Source organism: Deinococcus psychrotolerans (assembly GCF_003860465.1).
In the GTDB taxonomy this organism is placed as follows: Bacteria; Deinococcota; Deinococci; order Deinococcales; family Deinococcaceae; genus Deinococcus; species Deinococcus psychrotolerans.
In genome coordinates this window covers 2372310-2389922 of sequence record NZ_CP034183.1, presented here as the reverse complement: position 1 = coordinate 2389922, position 17613 = coordinate 2372310, and the positions used below count along the sequence as shown (strand labels likewise).

Below are 17613 nucleotides of genomic sequence, written 5' to 3'. Positions count from 1 at the left end.
GAAGCAGAGCTATCGGTAAGCCTGCTTCCCCGCGCCGTTTTCTTGGGCGCGTTGCGGCGCTCTTTCAACTCCTAAAGTCAGTCGCCCGCGCCCACTTTGGCCAGCACGGTGTCGTTCTGGGCGGCGAGTTCGAGGATGTGATAGCCGTAAGCGTTGATGACCTGCGCTCCGGTGGCCGCGTCGGTGTACGACACTTTTTTGCCCTCGTACTCGTGGATATGGCCGTGAACCACCATGCTGGGGCGGCGCTTTTCGATAAAGCCGCTGATAAATTCGCAGCCTCTATGGGCGTAGTCGCTGCCCGCGTGCGGCCCCAGCGGCGGAGCGTGGGTCAGGAAAATGTCCACGCCGCCTCTGGCTTGCCACGCCAGCTTGCTCAGCCCCCAGCGGGCCTGCGAGGCCGTGTACTGGTTCTCGCCGTCGCGGTAACGCGGCACCCCACCCCAGCCCGCGATCCTCAGCCCCGCTTCAGTAACTACCCGGCCATGCGCGTTGATGACGCCCTGCGGTAGGTGGCGGCCCGAGCCTTCGTTGATGTATTCGTCGTTGTGGTTGCCCGGCACATACACCACCGGCACCGTCAGCGTGGAAGCCAGAAACTCCAAGAAAAAACCCGGAATATCGCCCGCCGCCAGCACCAGATCAAATTCAGGCAGGCCGCTGGGAAAGCCCGTGCGGTACACGTAGGGATGCACCATATCGGCCACCACCATCACCCGCTTGGCCGCTGCGGGAGCGGATGGTGCGGCGAGTTTGGTCGGGCGGGCTTGGGCTGTAGGTTGGAGAAGCGAGGTCATAAATGCAAAAACTCCTGCCCGGCGCAGGTTCACTAAATTGGGGCAGCACCAATCAGCTCAAACGCGGCTGCTGACTCCACCCACCGGGACTTTTGTGGCCTCTATTCTAGCGCGGCTGGAGCGGCGCATCGGCAAGTCTGGCAAAATGCTAAAGATGACGGCCCCCGCTCCTGCTTCCAGCTTGCCCACCCTCTTCACGCCGCGCCTGAAGCTGTATCCGCTCACGCACGACATCGTGGTGCGGCAGCTTACGGGAAAGCCGTTCACGCTGGACTTGCCGGAACTCGGCCCAGTCGAGTTTGATACCGAGTGGCCCGGCGACGCCTTTGCCATCTTCGCGTCGCTGGCCCAGGACACGCAGAGTTCGGGCGGTTGGGTGATGGTTTATGCGGGCGAGGCGGCAGGCATGATCGGCCCCAAAGGGGTGCTGTGGGGCGCGGTGGAAATCGGTTACGGACTGCGGCCCCAGAATTGGCGGCAGGGGCTGGCCACCGAAGCGGTGCAGGCCGTAACCGCTTGGCTGCTGACGCTGGAACACGTCCGGCGCGTCACCGCCGAAACCGCTGTGGGCAATCTGGCCAGCGCAAAAGTCCTTACGAAAGCGGGCTTTGTAGAAACAGGGCGCGGCCACAGTGAAGAAGACGGCGACTTGCGGCTGTGGGAGCGGCGCACCTGAAAGAAATCCGACCTGCCACCCCGAGCCTTATGCGCCTTCCCACTACTCCAGCAGGGTGGCCCGAATCCGCGCCGAGAGCATGTCCAGCGCTGGTTCGTTCATGCCGCCGTGCTGAATGATCACGTCGGCGTGCCGCTTGGTGGGTTCGACAAAGCTCAGGTGCATAGGCCGCACGAACTCCAGATACTGCTGAATCACGCTTTCCTGGCTGCGGCCCCGCTCATGGGTGTCGCGCAGCAACCGGCGAATGAAGCGCACGTCCGGGTCGGCGTCCACGAAGACTTTGAGGTGCATCTTGCCGAGCAGATCGGGGTCGTAAAGCGCGAAAAACCCTTCCAGCACCACCACCGGCGCGGGCAAAACGGTCTGGGTCTCTTCGGCACGGGTGTGATGGGTAAAATCGTAGGTCGGCATATCGACCGGTACTCCGGCCAGCAGCGCGTCCAGATGCTCACGCAGCAAAGCCCAATCGAAGGCGGCGGGGTGATCGTAGTTGGTGCTGACGCGCGTTTCAAAAGGAATCTCGGCCTGGTCGCGGTAATAGTTATCTTGCCAGAGCACCGCGACGCCCGACGCACCCACTGTTTCGATGACCCGGCGGGTCACGGTGGTTTTTCCGCTGCCCGACCCGCCCGCCACCCCGATCACGAAGGGGCGCTGAAGCGACTTGTTCACGCCCGTCCGAGTGAGCCGATCAGTTCGATGCGGCGCTCGGCCAGTTTGCGGGCCACCAAATGCGGCGGCTTGTGGTGCTGCTCGGCCAGCGCCGCGATGCGCGAGACGATGCCGTAGATTTTTTCTCCGGCGGCTTCCGGCGTGAGGTTGTGGGCCGAGGCGATCAGGCCCGCGCCGTTGATGGCGAAGTCGGGAATATAAGCGATGCCCGCTTCGCGCACCAACTCCTCGCTGCTGCGCGAGAGCGGGTGGTGCTCGGCTCCGGCGATGAGGCGGCACTGCAACCTCGGCACGTCTTGACTGCGGATGCTGTAGCCGAAGGCGCACGGCGCGAGAATGTCGCAGGGCGCGTCGAGCAGGCTCTGGGTGTCCATGGCCTGACTGTTGTCCAAGCTGCTGCCCAGCGCTTCGGCCCGCTCAGCTTGGGTGTCGCTGAGCAGCAGGCGAGCGCCCTCGCGGTGGAGCAGTTCGGCCAGCAGCCGCCCGACCGTGCCGACGCCCAAGATGGCGACGCGCACATTACGCATACTCTCGCTGCCGAGGGTAAACCGGGCCGCTGCCTTGATGCCCCTATAGACCCCGTAAGCGGTGGCGGCGGCGGTGTCGGTGTTCATGCCCATGGTGCTGTTGGTTTCCTGCGCCACATAAGCAATGTCCTGACCCGAAACCCGCACGTCTTCGGTGAGAATCAGCCGCCCACCAAAATGGCTGATCTGCCGCCCCAAAGCCCGGAACAACGCTTCGCGGGCGTGGCCCTGCGCGTCACTGCCTTCTTCGCTCGTCAGGTTGTCGGGGCTGAGCAGCACGCACGACGCGCCGCCGTAATTCAGGCCCGTCAGCGCCGCCTTGAGGGTCATGGACTCGCTCAGCGCCAGCGCTCCCTTGAGCACCAAGTCTTCATCGAGCATCACCAAGCGGCATCCGGCGATGGCCGGGCCGAGCACCGTCGAGTGAATGGCCAGCACCGCCCGCAACCCGCTGGGCACATGCGAAAGCAGCGTGACTTGTTCGTGTCCGCGCTGCTGCATCTCGTCAAACATCAGCATTGTTCCGCTCCCTTCTGCACGCCGCTCACGCTAGCATGTCTGGATGTTTGCCGGCTTTGGGAGCGCCCTGTAAGATGGAAGCGTTCAGTGAAAGCCGCCGCGCTAGAGTAAGACTCAGCTCCAAGACCTTTGCCCAGCCAAGAACGCGGGCGCGGGGATGAGATTTGTAAGACATGGCATTCTAAAGTAATGGCGGATTAATCGCCGCACGGCAAAGACAAGCAAGGTCAGCTGAGGAAGGGAGCAAGTTGGCAAGGTGCAGAGCAGGTGGGAGAGAGTAAACCGTGACAAGGCCCCGGCTTTTGGACAATCTGGATTGCACAGAAGACACCCAAAACCAACACAGCACCATCTAAAACGGCTGCACTGAGTCGAGCAGACGCATAAAGTGAGGAGAGAAATGGAGACAATTGCGCCGCTGGCAAAAGTTCTAGCCGAGGCAAACGGAATCGAGTGGCGTTCGCTGCACGGTACAGGCAACGCCGGAATGATCACCGAAACCGATATTTTGGGTTACTTGGCCCGCGTCATGAGCGGAGAAGAAGACGCGCCGACGACCCCAGTCGATCCGATGCCCTCGCCTGCCGAGTTGGCGGTGTATTCATCGCCAGAAATGCTCAGCCGCGCCGGAGTCGAGCCGGAATTGGCCGAGTTTCTCAAGGCCCAGCAAGATCAGATTCAGCACGTCCAAACTCACGAAGTGGTGGCCCCGCCCGTGCCCAGCATGTCTGCACCTGATATTGCCGTTCCCGATATTGCTGTGCCGAGTGTGTCGATGCCCAGCGCCGCCATGTCCGATTTGGCCGCGCCTGATTTGGTGGTGCCTGAAGTGACGGCGGCAGAAATCGTGCTGGAACCGGTTGTGGCAGCCCCCGTCACCCCAGAGCCCACCGCGCCAACGCCCGCCTTTGAAGTGCCGCTCGCTGCCGAAGACGACCTCGCTGAGCCTGCGTTCATCCACACGCCGGCTCCCGCACCAGAAGATGAGTTCGAGCTGGAAGAAGAACCCGTGGAAGCCGAAGCTCCTGTGCCGCAAGCGCAGCCAGTGATGCCGCCTCCCCTGCCCCAAGCGCCTGCCAAGCCCGCTTCCGGCGGCCTGCTCAGCGGCCTGCTGTCGAGCTTGTACCGCCGCAACGACTCGCCCACTCCTCAAACGCCGGCCCAGCCCACACCGACTCAGCCGGTTGCCGCGACGCCTGCGGTCAACTTGCCGGAAGTGGTCAAACCCGCAGTCGTCAAGCCTGAAGTGAAGCTGCCCGAACTCGGCGTGCCGCCTGCCGCCGCCTTGGCGCTGCCGGAACCCGAACTGGCCGTACACGCCGACGTGGTGCCGCCGATCAGCACCGAGAGCAGTGCCGAAGAGCGCGTCCTGCCGCCTGCCCCCGTACTTGGCGAAGTCATCGTGCCCGATATCGCGCAGCCAATCGACACGGCGAAGCCATCAGACACCGCCGAGCCCGCTCCATTCGTGCCCAGCGAACCCGAAGTCGCGCCGATGCCTGCGCCGCAGATGCCGTCTGTTGCGGCCATCACCGTGCCCGCTGCTGCTTGGGCCGGAACCTACCTGCGCCGCGAGGTGGAGTTGAGCGCCATGCAAAGCGCCCGCGAGCAACTCAGCGATCTGGTCGGCGACTTGCCGCTCACCCTGATGCTGGCCCGCGCCGCTCAGCGCCACCTCGGCCTGCTGAACCTTTCCAGCGTGGCAGTAGCCAATGTGAGCGGTCAAGCGCTGGACGCCGATCTCAGCGGCGATCTCCGCAGCGGCATCAAGGCCCTTTCGGATGCCAAACCTGCTGGCTCAGCTGATCTGCTGATTCTCGACGCTGGCGAACTCGACCTCGACGACCTGCACTACCCGCACGCCGTCACGCTGTCGCTGGGCCGCGTTCAAAACGGCAAGTCGGCCCTGAGCCTCAACGGCGACTTGGACGTGCAGCAGGCCGCCCGCTTCCTCGCTGAAGTCTCGGCGCTGCTGGCCGCACCGGTCAAGCTGCTGGTGTAGTTGGGATAGGGGAAAGCAAACCAGTTTTCTAGCTTTGCTTTCCCCCCCGCTCTTCCAATCCGTTAAACTAAGTCACGGTGCTGTGCGCCGTGCTTTTTTTTGGCAAAATTCGCGCACAGTGGGAGGCATACATGCCCGGAATTGCAATTATTGGCGCACAGTGGGGAGACGAGGGCAAAGGCAAGATCACCGATTTTCTAGCTCCCAAAGCAGACTTCGTGGTGCGCTATCAGGGCGGAGCCAATGCCGGACACACCGTGACCGCCGCAGGCCAGACCTTCAAACTCAATTTGCTGCCCAGCGGCGTGCTACATGAACAAACGGTCAGCGTACTGGGCGACGGCATGGTGATCGACCCCGAGAAATTCTTGGCCGAGCGTCAGAATCTGCTCGACGGCGGCCTGAGTCCCGAACTCCGCATCTCCGAACGCGCTCACCTGGTCTTGCCGCACCACAAATACGTGGACGGGCGCAAAGATTTTGTCGGCACCACCGGGCGCGGCATCGGCCCAGCCTACGCTGACCGGGCGCGGCGGGTGGGCATCCGCTTTGGCGATCTGAGTGATCTCAGCGTGCTGCGCGAGCGGGTTGAGCGACTCATGGAAGCCAAGCCCAACAGCACGGCGGCGGCGGGCTGGGGCAGCGTCAGTGACGCGCTGGGCTACCTGCTGCCGATCCGCGACGCGCTGGTGCCGTTCGTGGCCGATACCGGCTCTCAGCTCCGTCAGGCCATCAAGGACGGTCAGAACGTGCTGTTTGAAGGCGCTCAAGCGACCCTCCTCGACCTCAATTACGGCACCTATCCGTTCGTGACCAGCTCACACCCCAGCGTCGGCGGCATTTTGGTGGGCGCGGGGGTCAGTCACAAGGCCATCAATAAGGTCTACGGTGTCGCCAAGGCCTTCAACACTCGCGTCGGCAACGGCCCGTTTGTCACCGAGGTGTTCGGTGAAATGGAACAGCGGCTGCGCGGCGACGGTTCGCAGCCCTGGGACGAATTCGGCACCACCACCGGACGCGCCCGCAGAGTCGGCTGGCTCGACTTGGCGCTGCTCAAATACGCCGTGGAGGTCAACGGCTTAGACGGGCTGGTCATCAACAAAATGGACGTGCTGGCCGGCATTCCCACGCTCAAAGTCGCCACCGAGTACGACGCGGCGGGCCTTCCCGTCTACCGCGAGATGGCAGGCTGGGCCAGCACCGAGGGCGTGGACAGCCGCGCAGGCTTACCCAAAGAAGCCCAGGCCTACCTCGACCTGATCGAAGACACCGTGCAGTGTCCGGTGGTGATTTTCTCGGCGGGGCCAGCCCGTGAGCAGACCTACGGCTCGGTGAGCTGGGAGTAGTTTTTTAAGCTGTCCGTGCTTTCGGGAACGCTGATGGCGAGAGATCGCCCGCGTTCCCAAAATTTTGACACAAACCTGACAATTGAACGGGCGGGCAGCGCTTTAGAATCCAAAGCATTCACGGGCCGCAGCATCTGGCCCACAAAGGAAGTGACTGACTTGACCACCTCTCCCATTATTCGTGCCGATAACGAACGCCTTGAAGTGCCGGGCGTCGCGGCGCTCACCCACGATTGGCTCGCGGCAATTGGCGAAGACCCAGACCGCGAGGGCCTGCTGAAAACTCCTCAGCGGGTGGCCCGCGCTTGGGGCTTTTTGACCGGCGGCTATCAACTGACTTTGGGTGAGGCTGCTGGGGACGCCGTGTTTGAAGCGGAGGGCTCAGAGATGGTGATCGTCAAAGACATCGAGTTCTATTCGATGTGCGAGCACCACATGCTGCCCTTTTATGGCCGCGCCCACATCGCCTACATCCCAGACGGCAAAATTTTGGGTCTGAGCAAATTTGCCCGCATCGTAGATTTGTATGCCCGCCGCCTGCAGGTGCAGGAGCGCATCACCACGCAGGTTGCCGAAGCAGTAGAAGAATTGCTGGCCCCCAAGGGCGTGGCGGTGCTGCTGGAAGGCACTCACCTGTGCATGGCCATGCGCGGCGTGCAAAAGCAGAATTCCTCAACCACCACCTCAGCCATGCGCGGATCCTTCAGGGATGACCCCCGCACACGCGGCGAGTTCATGAGCGCCGTGCAGCAGACCTTCAAAAACCGCTGAGCGCCAAACGGCTGAGGGACAGCCCCTCACCCTCAGCCGCCAACGAGATGCTCGTCGAAAAATCCCATCACCCTATTCCAGGCGTCGATGCTGGCTACGCCGTCAAAGCTGGGGCCGGGTGTGGCGAACGAGTGCCGCGCCCCCGGATAGACTTTGATGTCGTTGGCGACGCCCGCTGCTTCCAATTCGGCGGCCAGCGCCCTCCCCTGCCCAGCGGTGATGTCCTTTTCAGGGTAGCTGCCCACCACCGGGCAAGCGCGGCGCACCGCTTCCAGGGGGCGCGGGTTGAAACCGTAATAGGGCGCAACTGCCCTCACCCGCTGATCGGTGCAGGCCAGCGCGATAGCCAAGCTGCCGCCCAAGCAAAAGCCAATCGCACCGAGGCGTGAAGCGTCCACGCCGGATAGTGCGGCCAGTTCGCCCAGCGCGGCGCGGGTATCCCGTATTCCTTGATGGCCGAGGCTGTCGGCGAACACCCCGCCGAGCATCTGCGCCATACAGACGGCTTTGTTTTGATTGGCGAACAAATCCACCGCCAGCGCGACGTAACCGGCCTGCGCCATACGCTCGGCCACCGCCCTGATCTCGTCGGTCAGGCCAAAGATTTCGTGTATGACCAACATCCCCGGCGCTGAGTCGCTGCGGTCTGGTCGGGCTACGGGGCGCACCAAGTACCCTTCCAGGGTGCGGTCTTCTGAAGCAAATGAAATCAGCTCTCCGGTCAACTCGGTAGCGGGGCTTGTCATGCCCGCAGCCTAGAGCCTTTAGCATGGCGCATGGCTGAAACTGCTTCCGAAAACTGGCTGAGCTTGCTGGACTGGCGCAGGAAAATGAGTGACCTCTACGCCGAGGTGCGCCGCCTGTATGCCAGCGACCCGGCCGCCGCCCATCAGCTTTGGCAGCGGGTACGCAATGAACTGTTCAAATCGCACCCGCAGTCGCCGCTGCTGATGGAGGCGTGGGCCGACTTCGCGGCGCTGCCAGTGTGGCCTTACGATCCGGCCTACGCTTTCAGTTCAGCCGTCCAAACCGATTTGCCGCCCGAACAGTTCACGGTGCAGACCTCGGCGGGCCATGCTATGCCACTGATTCGGGTGGGGCGCGTGAATCTGCACAACCAGCACCATGATCTGGGAAAGCTGGATGTCTACTGGATCGACGTGTACGGCGGCGGAATCTTTTTGCCATTTCGGGACGCGGGCAGCGGTCAGACCCATTACGGCGGTGGGCGCTACCTGCTGGACACCGTGAAAAGTGCCGATCTGGGTAGCCTGGCAGACGGAAGAATGGTGCTGGATTTCAACTTCGCCTATCATCCGTCCTGCTTTTACGATCCGCAGTGGAGCTGCCCGCTGGCCCCGCCGCAAAACAAACTGGCGGCAGAGGTGCGGGCAGGTGAGCGGCTCTGAGAAGCGACGTTTGACTCAGCTCTGTTTCAGATACTTGCCAAACCAACTCAGCGTCTGCGCCCAAGCGTCATCGGCGGCGGCTTTGACGTAGCCTTGGCCGGTGTCATTGTTGAAGGCGTGGCCTGCGCCGTCGTAAATCTTCGTGGCATAGGTCGTTCCAGCGGCCTTGAGCGCCGCTTCCAGTGCGGGGATTCCGGAATTGATACGGGTGTCGTTGCCACCGTAAAGGCCCAGCACCGCCGCTTTGATGTCCGGCACTTTGGCGAGGTCGGGCGCGGGGCCGTAAAAGGCCACCGCCGCTTTGAGTTCGGGTGCAGCCGTCGACAAACGCCACGTCAGGCCGCCGCCAAAGCAAAAGCCCACCGCGCCGACGCCCTGCACGCCGGGTTGCGCTTCCAGCACCTTGAGGGCCGTCAGCAAGTTGGTCACGTGTTCGTCGCCGGACGTTTGGGCGAGGTAACTGGACACTCTGGCGGTGTCGAGATACTGCGCGGTGCCGCCAATCTTTGAAACCAAATCGGGGGCCATCGCAACGTAACCAGCTTTGGCGAGGCGGCGGGCAATGTCTTGGATGTGCGGCTGAAGTCCCTTGTTCTCGTGGATTACCAGCACGCCGGGCGCGTTGCCGCCGCCCACCGGACGGGCCAAATACGCCAGGTTGGTAAAGCCGTTGGCTTCGTAGGTCACGGGCTTTACCACGATGGACGGGTCTTGCGGATCCACCATGCCCGCGCCGCTGGCCTGATCCGGCTGCGGGGGCGCGGCTTGGGCCTGAGCCAGTTCGGCGGCGCTCACGCCTGCGATTCCCAGCGAGGTCAGCAGCGTTCTGGCTCCCAGCGCTCCGCCGCCCAGCAAGGTCATCCGGCGCAAGAACTCGCGGCGCTCCATTTCGCCCTCGCGGTAATCTTCGGCGAATTCCTCAACCACATAGCGGAATAAATCCTGACGGTCATCGGGCATAGGTAACTCTCCTCTGTGAATGAAGGGTGTTCAATTTCACTTTGCCCGAAAGTCGCGCCGGGGTGTGTGTTTCAGACGACGGTAACGCCCAGATGAAATCTTCTTCCACCTTTGTACTGCACCGTGCCTGCGACTTCACATCAAGCCGCCAGCATTTCAACGACAATGCCGAGCATGAACACCACCCTGACCGCCGTTCCCGACTTCCGCGTGGGCCACTGGACAGATCCAGTCGGCCAGACCGGCTGCACCGTGATTTTGCCGCCGAGTGAGGGCGCGGTGGCTTCGGCCAGCTTCCTTGGCCCCAGCCCTGCCACCCGCGAGGGCGTGCTGCTCTCGCCTGAAAAGAAAGTGGAGCGCATTCACGGCCTGCTGCTGACTGGTGGCAGCGCCTTTGGCCTCGCGGCGGCGGGCGGGGTGGTGCGCTGGCTGGAGGAGCAGGGCGTGGGCCACCCCACCCCGTTTGCCCGCGTGCCGATCGTGCCCGCCGCCGTGATTTACGACCTTGGCGCGGGCGACCCCAAGGCGCGGCCTGATGAAGCGGCGGGCTACTTTGCCGCCCAGACTGCCAGCTCGGCAGCCGTACCGCGTGGCCGGGTGGGGGCCGGAACCGGGGCCACCATCGGCAAGTATCTGGGGCCAACCCGGGCGGTAGCAGGCGGGCTGGGCAGCGTGTACCTGTCGCGGTACGGGGTCAGTGTGGGGGCGCTGGCGGTAGTCAATCCGATTGGCGATGTGTACAGCCCAGCGGGAGAGCTGTTGGCCGGGCCGGGGGTGGGGCCGGGCGCGGCGGCTTTTACGCCGGGCGACGTCGAAAACACCACCCTGCTGGTCATCGTTACCCAGCACTCCCTCACCAAAAACGACGCCCGGCGCTTGGCGGACGCGGCTCAAGCAGCGCTGGCCCGCGTGATTCGCCCCAGCCACACCTACTGGGACGGAGACAGCGCTTTCGTGCTGAGCAGCGCGGCCCTACCCGCCGCCGATCCGCTGCTGCTCGGCACGCTGGTGCAGGAAGCGGCGGCGCTGGCTGTCGCCGACGCGGTGCTGTCGCAGCGGGAATAAGCGCGGCGCGGCGGCTGTTGGCCATCGGACGGCAGCGTTTTCACGTCTGTACTCAGTGCAAAGTCGGGGCTCTGGCGGCTCGTTACGCGCTATGTGGCCGCTGAAGGCTAGCTTGGCGGGTTTTTCTCATCAAACCTGAGTGCTGCTGACCGTTCACCGCACTTCATTCGCCCCTCACATGCTGAACTACACTGGCCCAGATGAACCGCCTTCAGTCCACCGATATCGTTTCGCTGAGAATGTTTCATTGCCGCGCCGCCAGCGCCGTGCAGGGCGCTCAGTATCACTTGGCGGTGATGCACTACCGCACCTGCTTAGAATCTGCCGAGCGGCGCGAAGACGCTCAGGCCATGCGCTTTTTTGCGCTCAAGCTCTCGGAGTGTTATGCCCAAATGGGCCTGCGCGACAAAGCATTGCAGTTCCGGTCACTGGCTGAAGACAGCAGCGAGCAGATGGGCGGCCTGATCGGCTGAGGCGGCCATGTTCAGCGCTAGAGCCGTTCAGCGCCGAAGAAAACCGCGCACCTGAGCCACCCGCTCCGTCAGACTGCCTCTGAGTGGCTGATACCGAACGCCCCGCGTTTCCAAGTCTTGCCGAATGAACGCCTGCTGTACGCCGCGAACTTCAGTGTTGCTGCGCCAGCCGTCTTGCTCGTGCGCCAAGTCGTCGGCACACAAAAAGGTGTGAGCGTAACGGCGCTTGGCATCGTTGGCCAGCGCGTGCAACTCCGGCAGGGCGGTGCGGCACAGCAGGTACGACCACATCAGGGTGGTGGCGGCGGTGGTGTCCACGAACAGGGAGCGGTTTAGGCCCGGCGTGCGGGCAGCTTCTTCCTCTAGAGCACGGTGGCCGAGGGCGATTTCCAGAAAATGTTCAGGCGTCAGTTTGCCGTCCTCGCGCTCGTAAACGTCGCGGCCATACTCGCGGACGAAATGGGTGCCGAAATCGCCTGCCAGCGCTGCCGTCAGGGTGCTTTTGCCGGTGCTTTCCGCGCCCACGATGGCCACCCGCTCCACGAAATGCGCGTAGACCAGCGGGTTCAGGAAATGCCGCGAAGCGTGAACGTCGGCGCGAATGGCCGTGCCGCTGATCGGCGTCTGGCGGCGTTCAGGGTCGAAGTGAAGGTGAGCACTATTCAGTCGCTCGGCCAGTGGGGGGCCATACGCTTCACTGGTGACCACCACGTCCGGGCGTACATTCCAACCGTCCAGCACGGCCCCGACATACTGCTGATGCTCGGCGTCGGGGGCGCTGTTGAGCGGCGGATTGGGCGCGTCGGGGAGCAGGGTCAGCTGCGGAAACAGATGGGCCGGGAACACCTCGCGCAGCCAGCCCCGGCGCACAGGCGAAGGCATACTCGGGAAGTCGGGGCGGCTGTAGACCCATACGCTGACCCGTTCGCAGCGCGACAAGGCAAAGCGGATCAGCGCCTCGTGTCCGGCGTGGAGCGGGGCGAACTTGCCGACGATCAGGCCGTGCGCGAACTTGCCCGTATTGTCAGGCAAACTCGACCACGCGCCTCTCGTCTTTTCTCCAGGCGAAGTAGCCGTAAACGCTCATGGCTCCCAGAATAAATTGCAGGCCGAACAAGGCCCAGTACGCCGTGTGCCAGAAGTAAACCGCCTGCACCGCGTTGACGGTGACCCACACCGGCCAGCTCCAGGCCCATTTGCGGGTGGTGGCAAAATTGGCAACGAGGGCCAGCGTGACCGCCGCGAACTGCACCCAGTTCCATGACTCGGAGAAGTCGGTGGCGACGGTGGTGTAGGCGAAGATGGCGAGGCTGGCCACCCAGGTCACGCCGTACCACAGCGGCTCGTTGAAGGTCAGCTCTCCCCTATCGCGCCGCGCCTCCAAATGCCAGAGGTAGAGGCCGTGAATGCCGAACAGCAGGTAGGTGACTTGCAAGCCCGCCAGCATCCACTGGCCGCCGCCGACAAACAGCAGGAAGTACGGCAGCAGCGAGGCGTTTGACCAGTGCCAGTACGCCCGCGCCTTGGCGAACAGAAAGTAGAGGGAGACGAGAACGGCCAACCCGCCGGAGAGGTCAAGGAGGAGGGGCGGGAGGGTGGTGAGCCAGCTGATATTCATGGTTCCTCAAATCCCACACGGCTGAGTGTGGCAACCTGCCTTGCTAAGCCCGTGAGCTGCCACGCGAATCCCTTACCTGATGAAACTTCTGGACTAAACCAGTCACCATCGCGATCACTAACACGTTGCATCGTGAAGAGACCCAGCTGCTTTAGCCCCATGAGAGCGCCAATAAACTCCTGCCGAGTGATATTGGGAATGGACACCTGACTATCGACTGGAATTAAATCTCGGTAAGGGTCAATGGGGTCGAGAATCTTGAAATACTCAACAAACACCCGTAGTTCCCGATCTGACATGCCCTCAATAATCCGCATCGTTTGAAACTTATCCAGTTGAGGGCGTGGAAAGCTGAGCGAGCATCCAGCTAGAGCGCGGGCGATAAACCGCAACTTATCCTCCGTCTCGGCAACTTCTGCGGCCCTGACAGCTTGAATCACGTTGGCCGTAAAGGAATCAGATTTGACATATTCCCTGTCCAGAACGAGTTTTCCGGCCATGACCTTCTGATTCAGCAGACCAATTTCGTATTGCAACGCGCCCTCAAGCTGCTCTATTTTTCGCTGACTGGCGGCGATATAAATGCCCTGAAGAATCGTCACAGGAATGTTGACGCCGGGAATGGTGGACAGGATTGGCAAAAGCCGCTCCAATTGTTGGCTCACGCCCGCCCCCTAATCTCCTCCAATGTCTCGTCCACCAGCACTTCGCCGTCGCGGTACACCACACGCATCACGCTGTCGGGGTACTCGGTATCAAAGGTCTGGTACTGCTTCGTCACCAGGCGCTGGCCTTCGCGCACCAGATCGAGCACGCCGTCCTTACTGCGCTTGCCGGGGTCAGTCACCGGGTCTTTGTAAATCGGCTGAAAATACTCGCCCTCGGGGCCGTCGATCAGCGCGGCGCTGGCTTTGTAGGCAAAGCGCTGGGTGTCGCGATCCACTTTTTGCAGCAGCGCCCCGCCCATACCGAAGGCCACGTTCTCGGTCGAAAAGCCGTCCACGATCAGGTTTTGCAAGATCTCGCGAATCGAGTCCTCGTCCACGCCGTCGCCCTGAAGAACCCGCACGTGGTTGAGCAGCATGAAGCCCTTGCTGTTGGTGGTCGTGCCGAACTTGGCCGCCAGCGCCCGCACCGCCAGACGCACCATCGAGGCTGGGTCGCCACTGTCGGGGCGCACCACCAGGGTTCCGCCGCTGTCGATGACTTGCTGGCGCAGGGTTTCGCCCCAGTGGGTGTTGATGGCGTACTTGAGGTCGTAACTGTCACTGACCACCGCGTAGACGCTGCCGGGCTTGCTGAATTTCTCCACCATGTTGCGGTAGGCGTCTACTTCGTGTGCCTTGCCCCAGCTGGTAATGGTGCTGTGCTCGGCGGCGGGAATGGAGAAGGCGGCGATGTCGGCCCCGTAGTAATTGCGCCCGGTGCGCAGGGCTTCCAGCGTGTCGCTGCCCTGAAAGTTGATCAAGTGCGCCAGTCCGCCCAGGCCCGCGCTCTCGCGGCTGCTCACGCCCCGGCTGCCGAAGTCGTGCAGCTTGAACGGCAGTTCCTCGGCGGGCCGGTCGGAGGTCTGCTCCAGCGCGGCCTTCAGAATCTCGCGCAGGTAGTAGCTCTGGGTGGCGACGGTGGTGGTGTACCAGACGCGCATCAGCGACGTTTCAAACCAACCGGGCAGCCAGGGCACGGCGGGGTCGGTGTTGGTGACGGTCATCAGCGCGTTGTGGACGGGAACGAGCATCCCCTCCGGCACGGCGCGAATCTCCAGCGGGAGCTTGCCGCCGTGTGCGGTGACAATGTGCATCCAGCCGTCATACGGAAACGGCTCGCCGTGCGCGGTGATCAGCTCGCGGGCTTCCTCCACCATCTCGGCGGTGACGCGCACGCTCAGGTAGCGCTTGAGGATGTACTGCAACCCGAAAAAGCGGGTGGCCGGGTAGCGCCCGCCGCGCGATTCCAGATAGGAAAACAGTTTGCGCGTGCCCGCGGGGTACTGGAGAAAGTGGCTGGACTTGTAGCTGTCGGTATCTAAGATGATGTTGTTGTCGGCTAAGGGTTGCATGGTAATAGTCATGTTCGGCTCCTTTTACTTCTCATAATCTATACTTGGATTTATTAGAATGGTGAGTCCCAAGGCGACGTTGTTTCCCTATTTCTCTAAATACACCGCACCCTGAATCCGCGCTCAGCTTGGTAGTACGGCAAGCCCCGAACAGGTTGCCCCCGCTCCAGAGGCCCGTCTATCCAGAAGCGTTTGAGGCAGAGGTAGGCCAGATTAAGGCGCACGATCTCGCGCACAGCGGCATATTCCACATCGGCGTCGGGTACATCACCCGGTTCGCTGCCCATCAGGTAGATGTGAAGCCGCTCGCCCCAGCGAATTGCTGCGCCTTCTTCGCGCAGGTGAACAGAGCCACCATGCTCCTCGAGTGTCAGAAGCGTCGGCAAAAAATCCAGATCAGCGCACTGGAACCAACTGGCGTTCAAAAATTCATGCAGCGCCGCACTCGCCCGCTGTTGTCCGCGAGTTTGCAGGAGCACGCAGTGGCAATAAGTCGGGCCAGCGTACGCTGGGAACCGCTGAGTCTGGCTGATGCTGATGCCGCTCAAACTGACCTGCCACAGACGAGCAGGAAATTCTGGACTCATCTCAACGCGCAGCAAAAGCCAGCGAAAGCCGCTCCAGCTCAGCCGCATACTCAACCCGCGCTTGCCACTCTGCCGGAAAAGCCTCCAGCCCCAAGTAAGCCCCAGCAAACGCTCCAGCGAGGCAAGCCAGCGAGTCACTGTCACCCTTGGTCACGGCGGCGCGGCGCAGGCTTTCCACCGGATCATTCGGGGTCAGCAGAAAGCACAGCAGCCCGGTGGCGAGGGCTTCCTCGGCAATCCAACCTTCGCCAGTGAAGTCGCAGGGGTCGGCATCTTCGGGAAGGCCAGAAGCGAGCGCAGTGTTCAAGCGGCCCAGCACGCCCAAGCATTCGTCCCAGCCCTCCGAGATGTAGCTTTGCGGGCTGGCCGCGCCGTAATGCTGCCACACATCGCCCAGCCAGCCCTGGTGATAAACGTTGCGCTGGGCTTGGGCGTAGGCCGTCAATTCAGCCACCAACTGCTGCGGCTCAGTACCAGACACCAGCAGCCAAATCGCCTGCGCGGTCAGGTCGGCGGCGGCCAGGGCGGTGGGGTGGCCGTGTGTCAGGGCCGCTTGAAGTTGGGCCGCTCCCGCACGAATCAGGTCGTCAGCGATCAGGCCCAGCGGCTGAACGCGCATGTTGGCTCCGCAGCCTTTGCTCTGCGCCACCGTCGCAGCTTGCCACGCGCCGCCCCGCTGCAAATTGCGGCAGGCGGTCAGGCAGGTGTGGCCGGGAGCGCGGTTGTTTTCGGGGTCATGGAGCCAAGTAATGAACTCAGCCCTCAGCGTGGTTTCCAGCGCCGCCGGGGTGAATTCCGGTGCGGCCAGCAGAGCGCGGGCCACCGCCAGCATCATCTGGGTGTCGTCGGTGACGCGGCCCGCGTGAAGGTCAGTCGGGCCGCTGGGCGCAAACGTCTGCCGAATATGAATCAGGCTGTGCATGAATTCGGTGGGCGCAGCCAGCGCGTCGCCATAAGCCGAGCCAAAGAGGACGCCGCTGATTTGGCTGGAGGTGGGTCGGCTGTGCATCTGAACTCCTTTTGATGGGCCTGCGGGGTGTGGGAAGGGGAAGGTAAGCGCCAGCGAATGTGCCTACCCGCGCATCAAAAAATGCTCCATGATGGCGTGGTGGTCTTCAAAGAACAGCTCCGGCGCGGCCAGGGCCTCGCTGAGCGGCAGCCAGAAGGCGTCAGCGGCGTCGCTTCCGGGCCTCAGCACCGGCAATTGCCCGATGCCCAGATCAAACTGAAAGGCGTGCGACACCGTGCGGCCCCGCAAACTTCTGGCCGGATAATCGAACACCGCTTGAGAGCGCTGGTACGCCGCCAGATCGCTGATTTGCAGCCCGGTTTCTTCCACCACTTCGCGCACGCACGAGGCCAGCAACGTTTCTTTAAGGTTGAGAAACCCGCCCGGCATCGCCAGCCGTCCGCGTCCGGGATGCTCGGCGCGGCGCACCACCAAGACGTGGCCGCTGCGAATCACCACCGCGTCGGTGGTCACGAACACCACCGGATACGGCGTGCTCGCCCAAGCTGCTCGGTAGTCCTGCACATAGCGGTATTCAGCTTGTAAGGCGGCAAAGTCACCCGTCCGGCGAAAGCCTTCCAGGAACTTCCACACGGCGGGCGGCACGATTTTTTGCACCCGCTCCAGGTCGTCTTCAAAGTAAGCGCGGCGCACTTCGGTGGCGCTCAGATCACTGATTACATGCGTCGGCAAAAATTCCCAAGCCGGAAACGAGCGCAAATAGTAGCTGCTCTCGTCTTTGAGGTGCCCGATCAGCGCCACGTCGCTGCTGCCGTGGGTATGCCCCGCCACGCCGCGCTGCACCTCGCTGAGCCACAGCGACTCGTTGTAATAATAATCGCGCACATGCACGAACAGCACCCGGCTCACCTTGACGCCCGCTTCCCGCAGCAATTCCACGATCACGGCTTGGCGCTCCTCGGCGGTAAAGGGGTTTTTGACGTTGCGGGCCGCCCGCGCCGAGCCGATCACCACGATCAGCTTTTGAACCTGTGACAGGGCTTCGAGCATCACTTCGAGGTGGGCGGCGTGCGGCGGCTCAAAGCGGCCAATGTACACGCCAAAGGTGCGCTTTCGGCTACGGGATTCTGGCTGAGTTGGCTGTCGGTGGGTCATGCTC

19 protein-coding genes are annotated in these 17613 nt (G+C 62.7%); 7 read left to right on the top strand and 12 right to left on the bottom strand.

All coding sequences use genetic code 11. The features are described 5' to 3' along the window. Window positions 1–77: 77 nt before the first annotated feature. Window positions 78–713, bottom strand: coding sequence for a metallophosphoesterase family protein (locus EHF33_RS11795; protein WP_124873133.1), 636 nt, complete (start codon window positions 711–713; stop codon window positions 78–80). Window positions 714–951: 238 nt separating this feature from the next. On the opposite strand from EHF33_RS11795, the gene EHF33_RS11790 reads away from it, so the two are divergent. Continuing rightward, window positions 952–1473, top strand: coding sequence for a GNAT family N-acetyltransferase (locus EHF33_RS11790; protein WP_164473468.1), 522 nt, complete (start codon window positions 952–954; stop codon window positions 1471–1473). Between the two features lie 42 nt (window positions 1474–1515). On the opposite strand, the gene udk is transcribed toward EHF33_RS11790, so the two are convergent. After that, window positions 1516–2148, bottom strand: coding sequence for a uridine kinase (gene udk, locus EHF33_RS11785; RefSeq protein WP_124871703.1), 633 nt, complete (start codon window positions 2146–2148; stop codon window positions 1516–1518). Continuing rightward, complete coding sequence (locus EHF33_RS11780) at window positions 2145–3194, bottom strand: Glu/Leu/Phe/Val dehydrogenase family protein (RefSeq protein WP_124871701.1); 1050 nt, start codon at window positions 3192–3194, stop codon at window positions 2145–2147. Before EHF33_RS11780 ends, udk begins: the two co-directional genes overlap by 4 nt. Before the next feature lie 400 nt (window positions 3195–3594). On the opposite strand from EHF33_RS11780, the gene EHF33_RS11775 reads away from it, so the two are divergent. The 3 genes from EHF33_RS11775 to folE all read left to right on the top strand — a co-directional run bounded on the left by EHF33_RS11775 (window position 3595) and on the right by folE (window position 7313). Next, window positions 3595–5196, top strand: a complete 1602-nt coding sequence (locus EHF33_RS11775; protein ID WP_124871698.1) for an E3 binding domain-containing protein — start codon at window positions 3595–3597, stop codon at window positions 5194–5196. Between the two features lie 131 nt (window positions 5197–5327). Further along, the gene (locus EHF33_RS11770; protein ID WP_124871695.1) at window positions 5328–6542 is read left to right on the top strand and encodes an adenylosuccinate synthase; all 1215 of its coding nucleotides are present in this window, start codon (window positions 5328–5330) and stop codon (window positions 6540–6542) included. A 159-nt stretch (window positions 6543–6701) separates the two neighbouring features. Next, a complete protein-coding gene (gene folE, locus EHF33_RS11765; protein ID WP_164473467.1) occupies window positions 6702–7313 on the top strand; it encodes a GTP cyclohydrolase I FolE in 612 nt (203 codons plus the stop codon). Window positions 7314–7345: 32 nt separating this feature from the next. Here the strand turns inward: folE and EHF33_RS11760 are convergent, their stop codons facing one another. Continuing rightward, window positions 7346–8059 (bottom strand): dienelactone hydrolase family protein, encoded by a 714-nt coding sequence (locus tag EHF33_RS11760; RefSeq protein ID WP_124871692.1) that lies wholly within the window; start codon window positions 8057–8059, stop codon window positions 7346–7348. A 30-nt stretch (window positions 8060–8089) separates the two neighbouring features. On the opposite strand from EHF33_RS11760, the gene EHF33_RS11755 reads away from it, so the two are divergent. After that, window positions 8090–8722 (top strand): DUF1684 domain-containing protein, encoded by a 633-nt coding sequence (locus tag EHF33_RS11755; RefSeq protein WP_124871688.1) that lies wholly within the window; start codon window positions 8090–8092, stop codon window positions 8720–8722. Window positions 8723–8737: 15 nt separating this feature from the next. On the opposite strand, the gene EHF33_RS11750 is transcribed toward EHF33_RS11755, so the two are convergent. After that, the gene (locus EHF33_RS11750; protein ID WP_124871685.1) at window positions 8738–9682 is read right to left on the bottom strand and encodes a dienelactone hydrolase family protein; all 945 of its coding nucleotides are present in this window, start codon (window positions 9680–9682) and stop codon (window positions 8738–8740) included. Between the two features lie 174 nt (window positions 9683–9856). On the opposite strand from EHF33_RS11750, the gene EHF33_RS11745 reads away from it, so the two are divergent. Next, window positions 9857–10747 (top strand): P1 family peptidase, encoded by an 891-nt coding sequence (locus EHF33_RS11745; protein ID WP_420889943.1) that lies wholly within the window; start codon window positions 9857–9859, stop codon window positions 10745–10747. A 200-nt stretch (window positions 10748–10947) separates the two neighbouring features. After that, window positions 10948–11220, top strand: a complete 273-nt coding sequence (locus EHF33_RS11740; protein WP_124871682.1) for a hypothetical protein — start codon at window positions 10948–10950, stop codon at window positions 11218–11220. 27 nt (window positions 11221–11247) lie between these two features. Here EHF33_RS11740 and EHF33_RS11735 read toward each other — a convergent pair whose 3' ends face one another. The 7 genes from EHF33_RS11735 to EHF33_RS11705 all read right to left on the bottom strand — a co-directional run bounded on the left by EHF33_RS11735 (window position 11248) and on the right by EHF33_RS11705 (window position 17609). Next, on the bottom strand, window positions 11248–12252 hold the full coding sequence (locus EHF33_RS11735; RefSeq protein ID WP_124871679.1) for an AAA family ATPase: 1005 nt from the start codon (window positions 12250–12252) through the stop codon (window positions 11248–11250). After that, window positions 12245–12838: a nicotinamide mononucleotide transporter family protein gene (locus EHF33_RS11730; RefSeq protein ID WP_124871676.1), complete on the bottom strand. Its 594-nt coding sequence runs from the start codon at window positions 12836–12838 to the stop codon at window positions 12245–12247. Before EHF33_RS11730 ends, EHF33_RS11735 begins: the two co-directional genes overlap by 8 nt. Then, on the bottom strand, window positions 12835–13503 hold the full coding sequence (locus EHF33_RS11725; RefSeq protein ID WP_124871673.1) for a hypothetical protein: 669 nt from the start codon (window positions 13501–13503) through the stop codon (window positions 12835–12837). The genes EHF33_RS11730 and EHF33_RS11725 overlap by 4 nt, the downstream gene beginning before the upstream one ends. Continuing rightward, complete coding sequence (locus EHF33_RS11720; RefSeq protein ID WP_164473466.1) at window positions 13500–14909, bottom strand: nicotinate phosphoribosyltransferase; 1410 nt, start codon at window positions 14907–14909, stop codon at window positions 13500–13502. The genes EHF33_RS11725 and EHF33_RS11720 overlap by 4 nt, the downstream gene beginning before the upstream one ends. Before the next feature lie 83 nt (window positions 14910–14992). Next, a complete protein-coding gene (locus EHF33_RS11715; protein ID WP_124871669.1) occupies window positions 14993–15484 on the bottom strand; it encodes a hypothetical protein in 492 nt (163 codons plus the stop codon). 1 nt (window position 15485) lies between these two features. Continuing rightward, window positions 15486–16493: an ADP-ribosylglycohydrolase family protein gene (locus EHF33_RS11710; protein WP_124871666.1), complete on the bottom strand. Its 1008-nt coding sequence runs from the start codon at window positions 16491–16493 to the stop codon at window positions 15486–15488. 63 nt (window positions 16494–16556) lie between these two features. Further along, complete coding sequence (locus tag EHF33_RS11705; RefSeq protein WP_241191152.1) at window positions 16557–17609, bottom strand: bifunctional nicotinamide-nucleotide adenylyltransferase/Nudix hydroxylase; 1053 nt, start codon at window positions 17607–17609, stop codon at window positions 16557–16559. Between the last annotated feature and the right edge of the window lie 4 nt (window positions 17610–17613).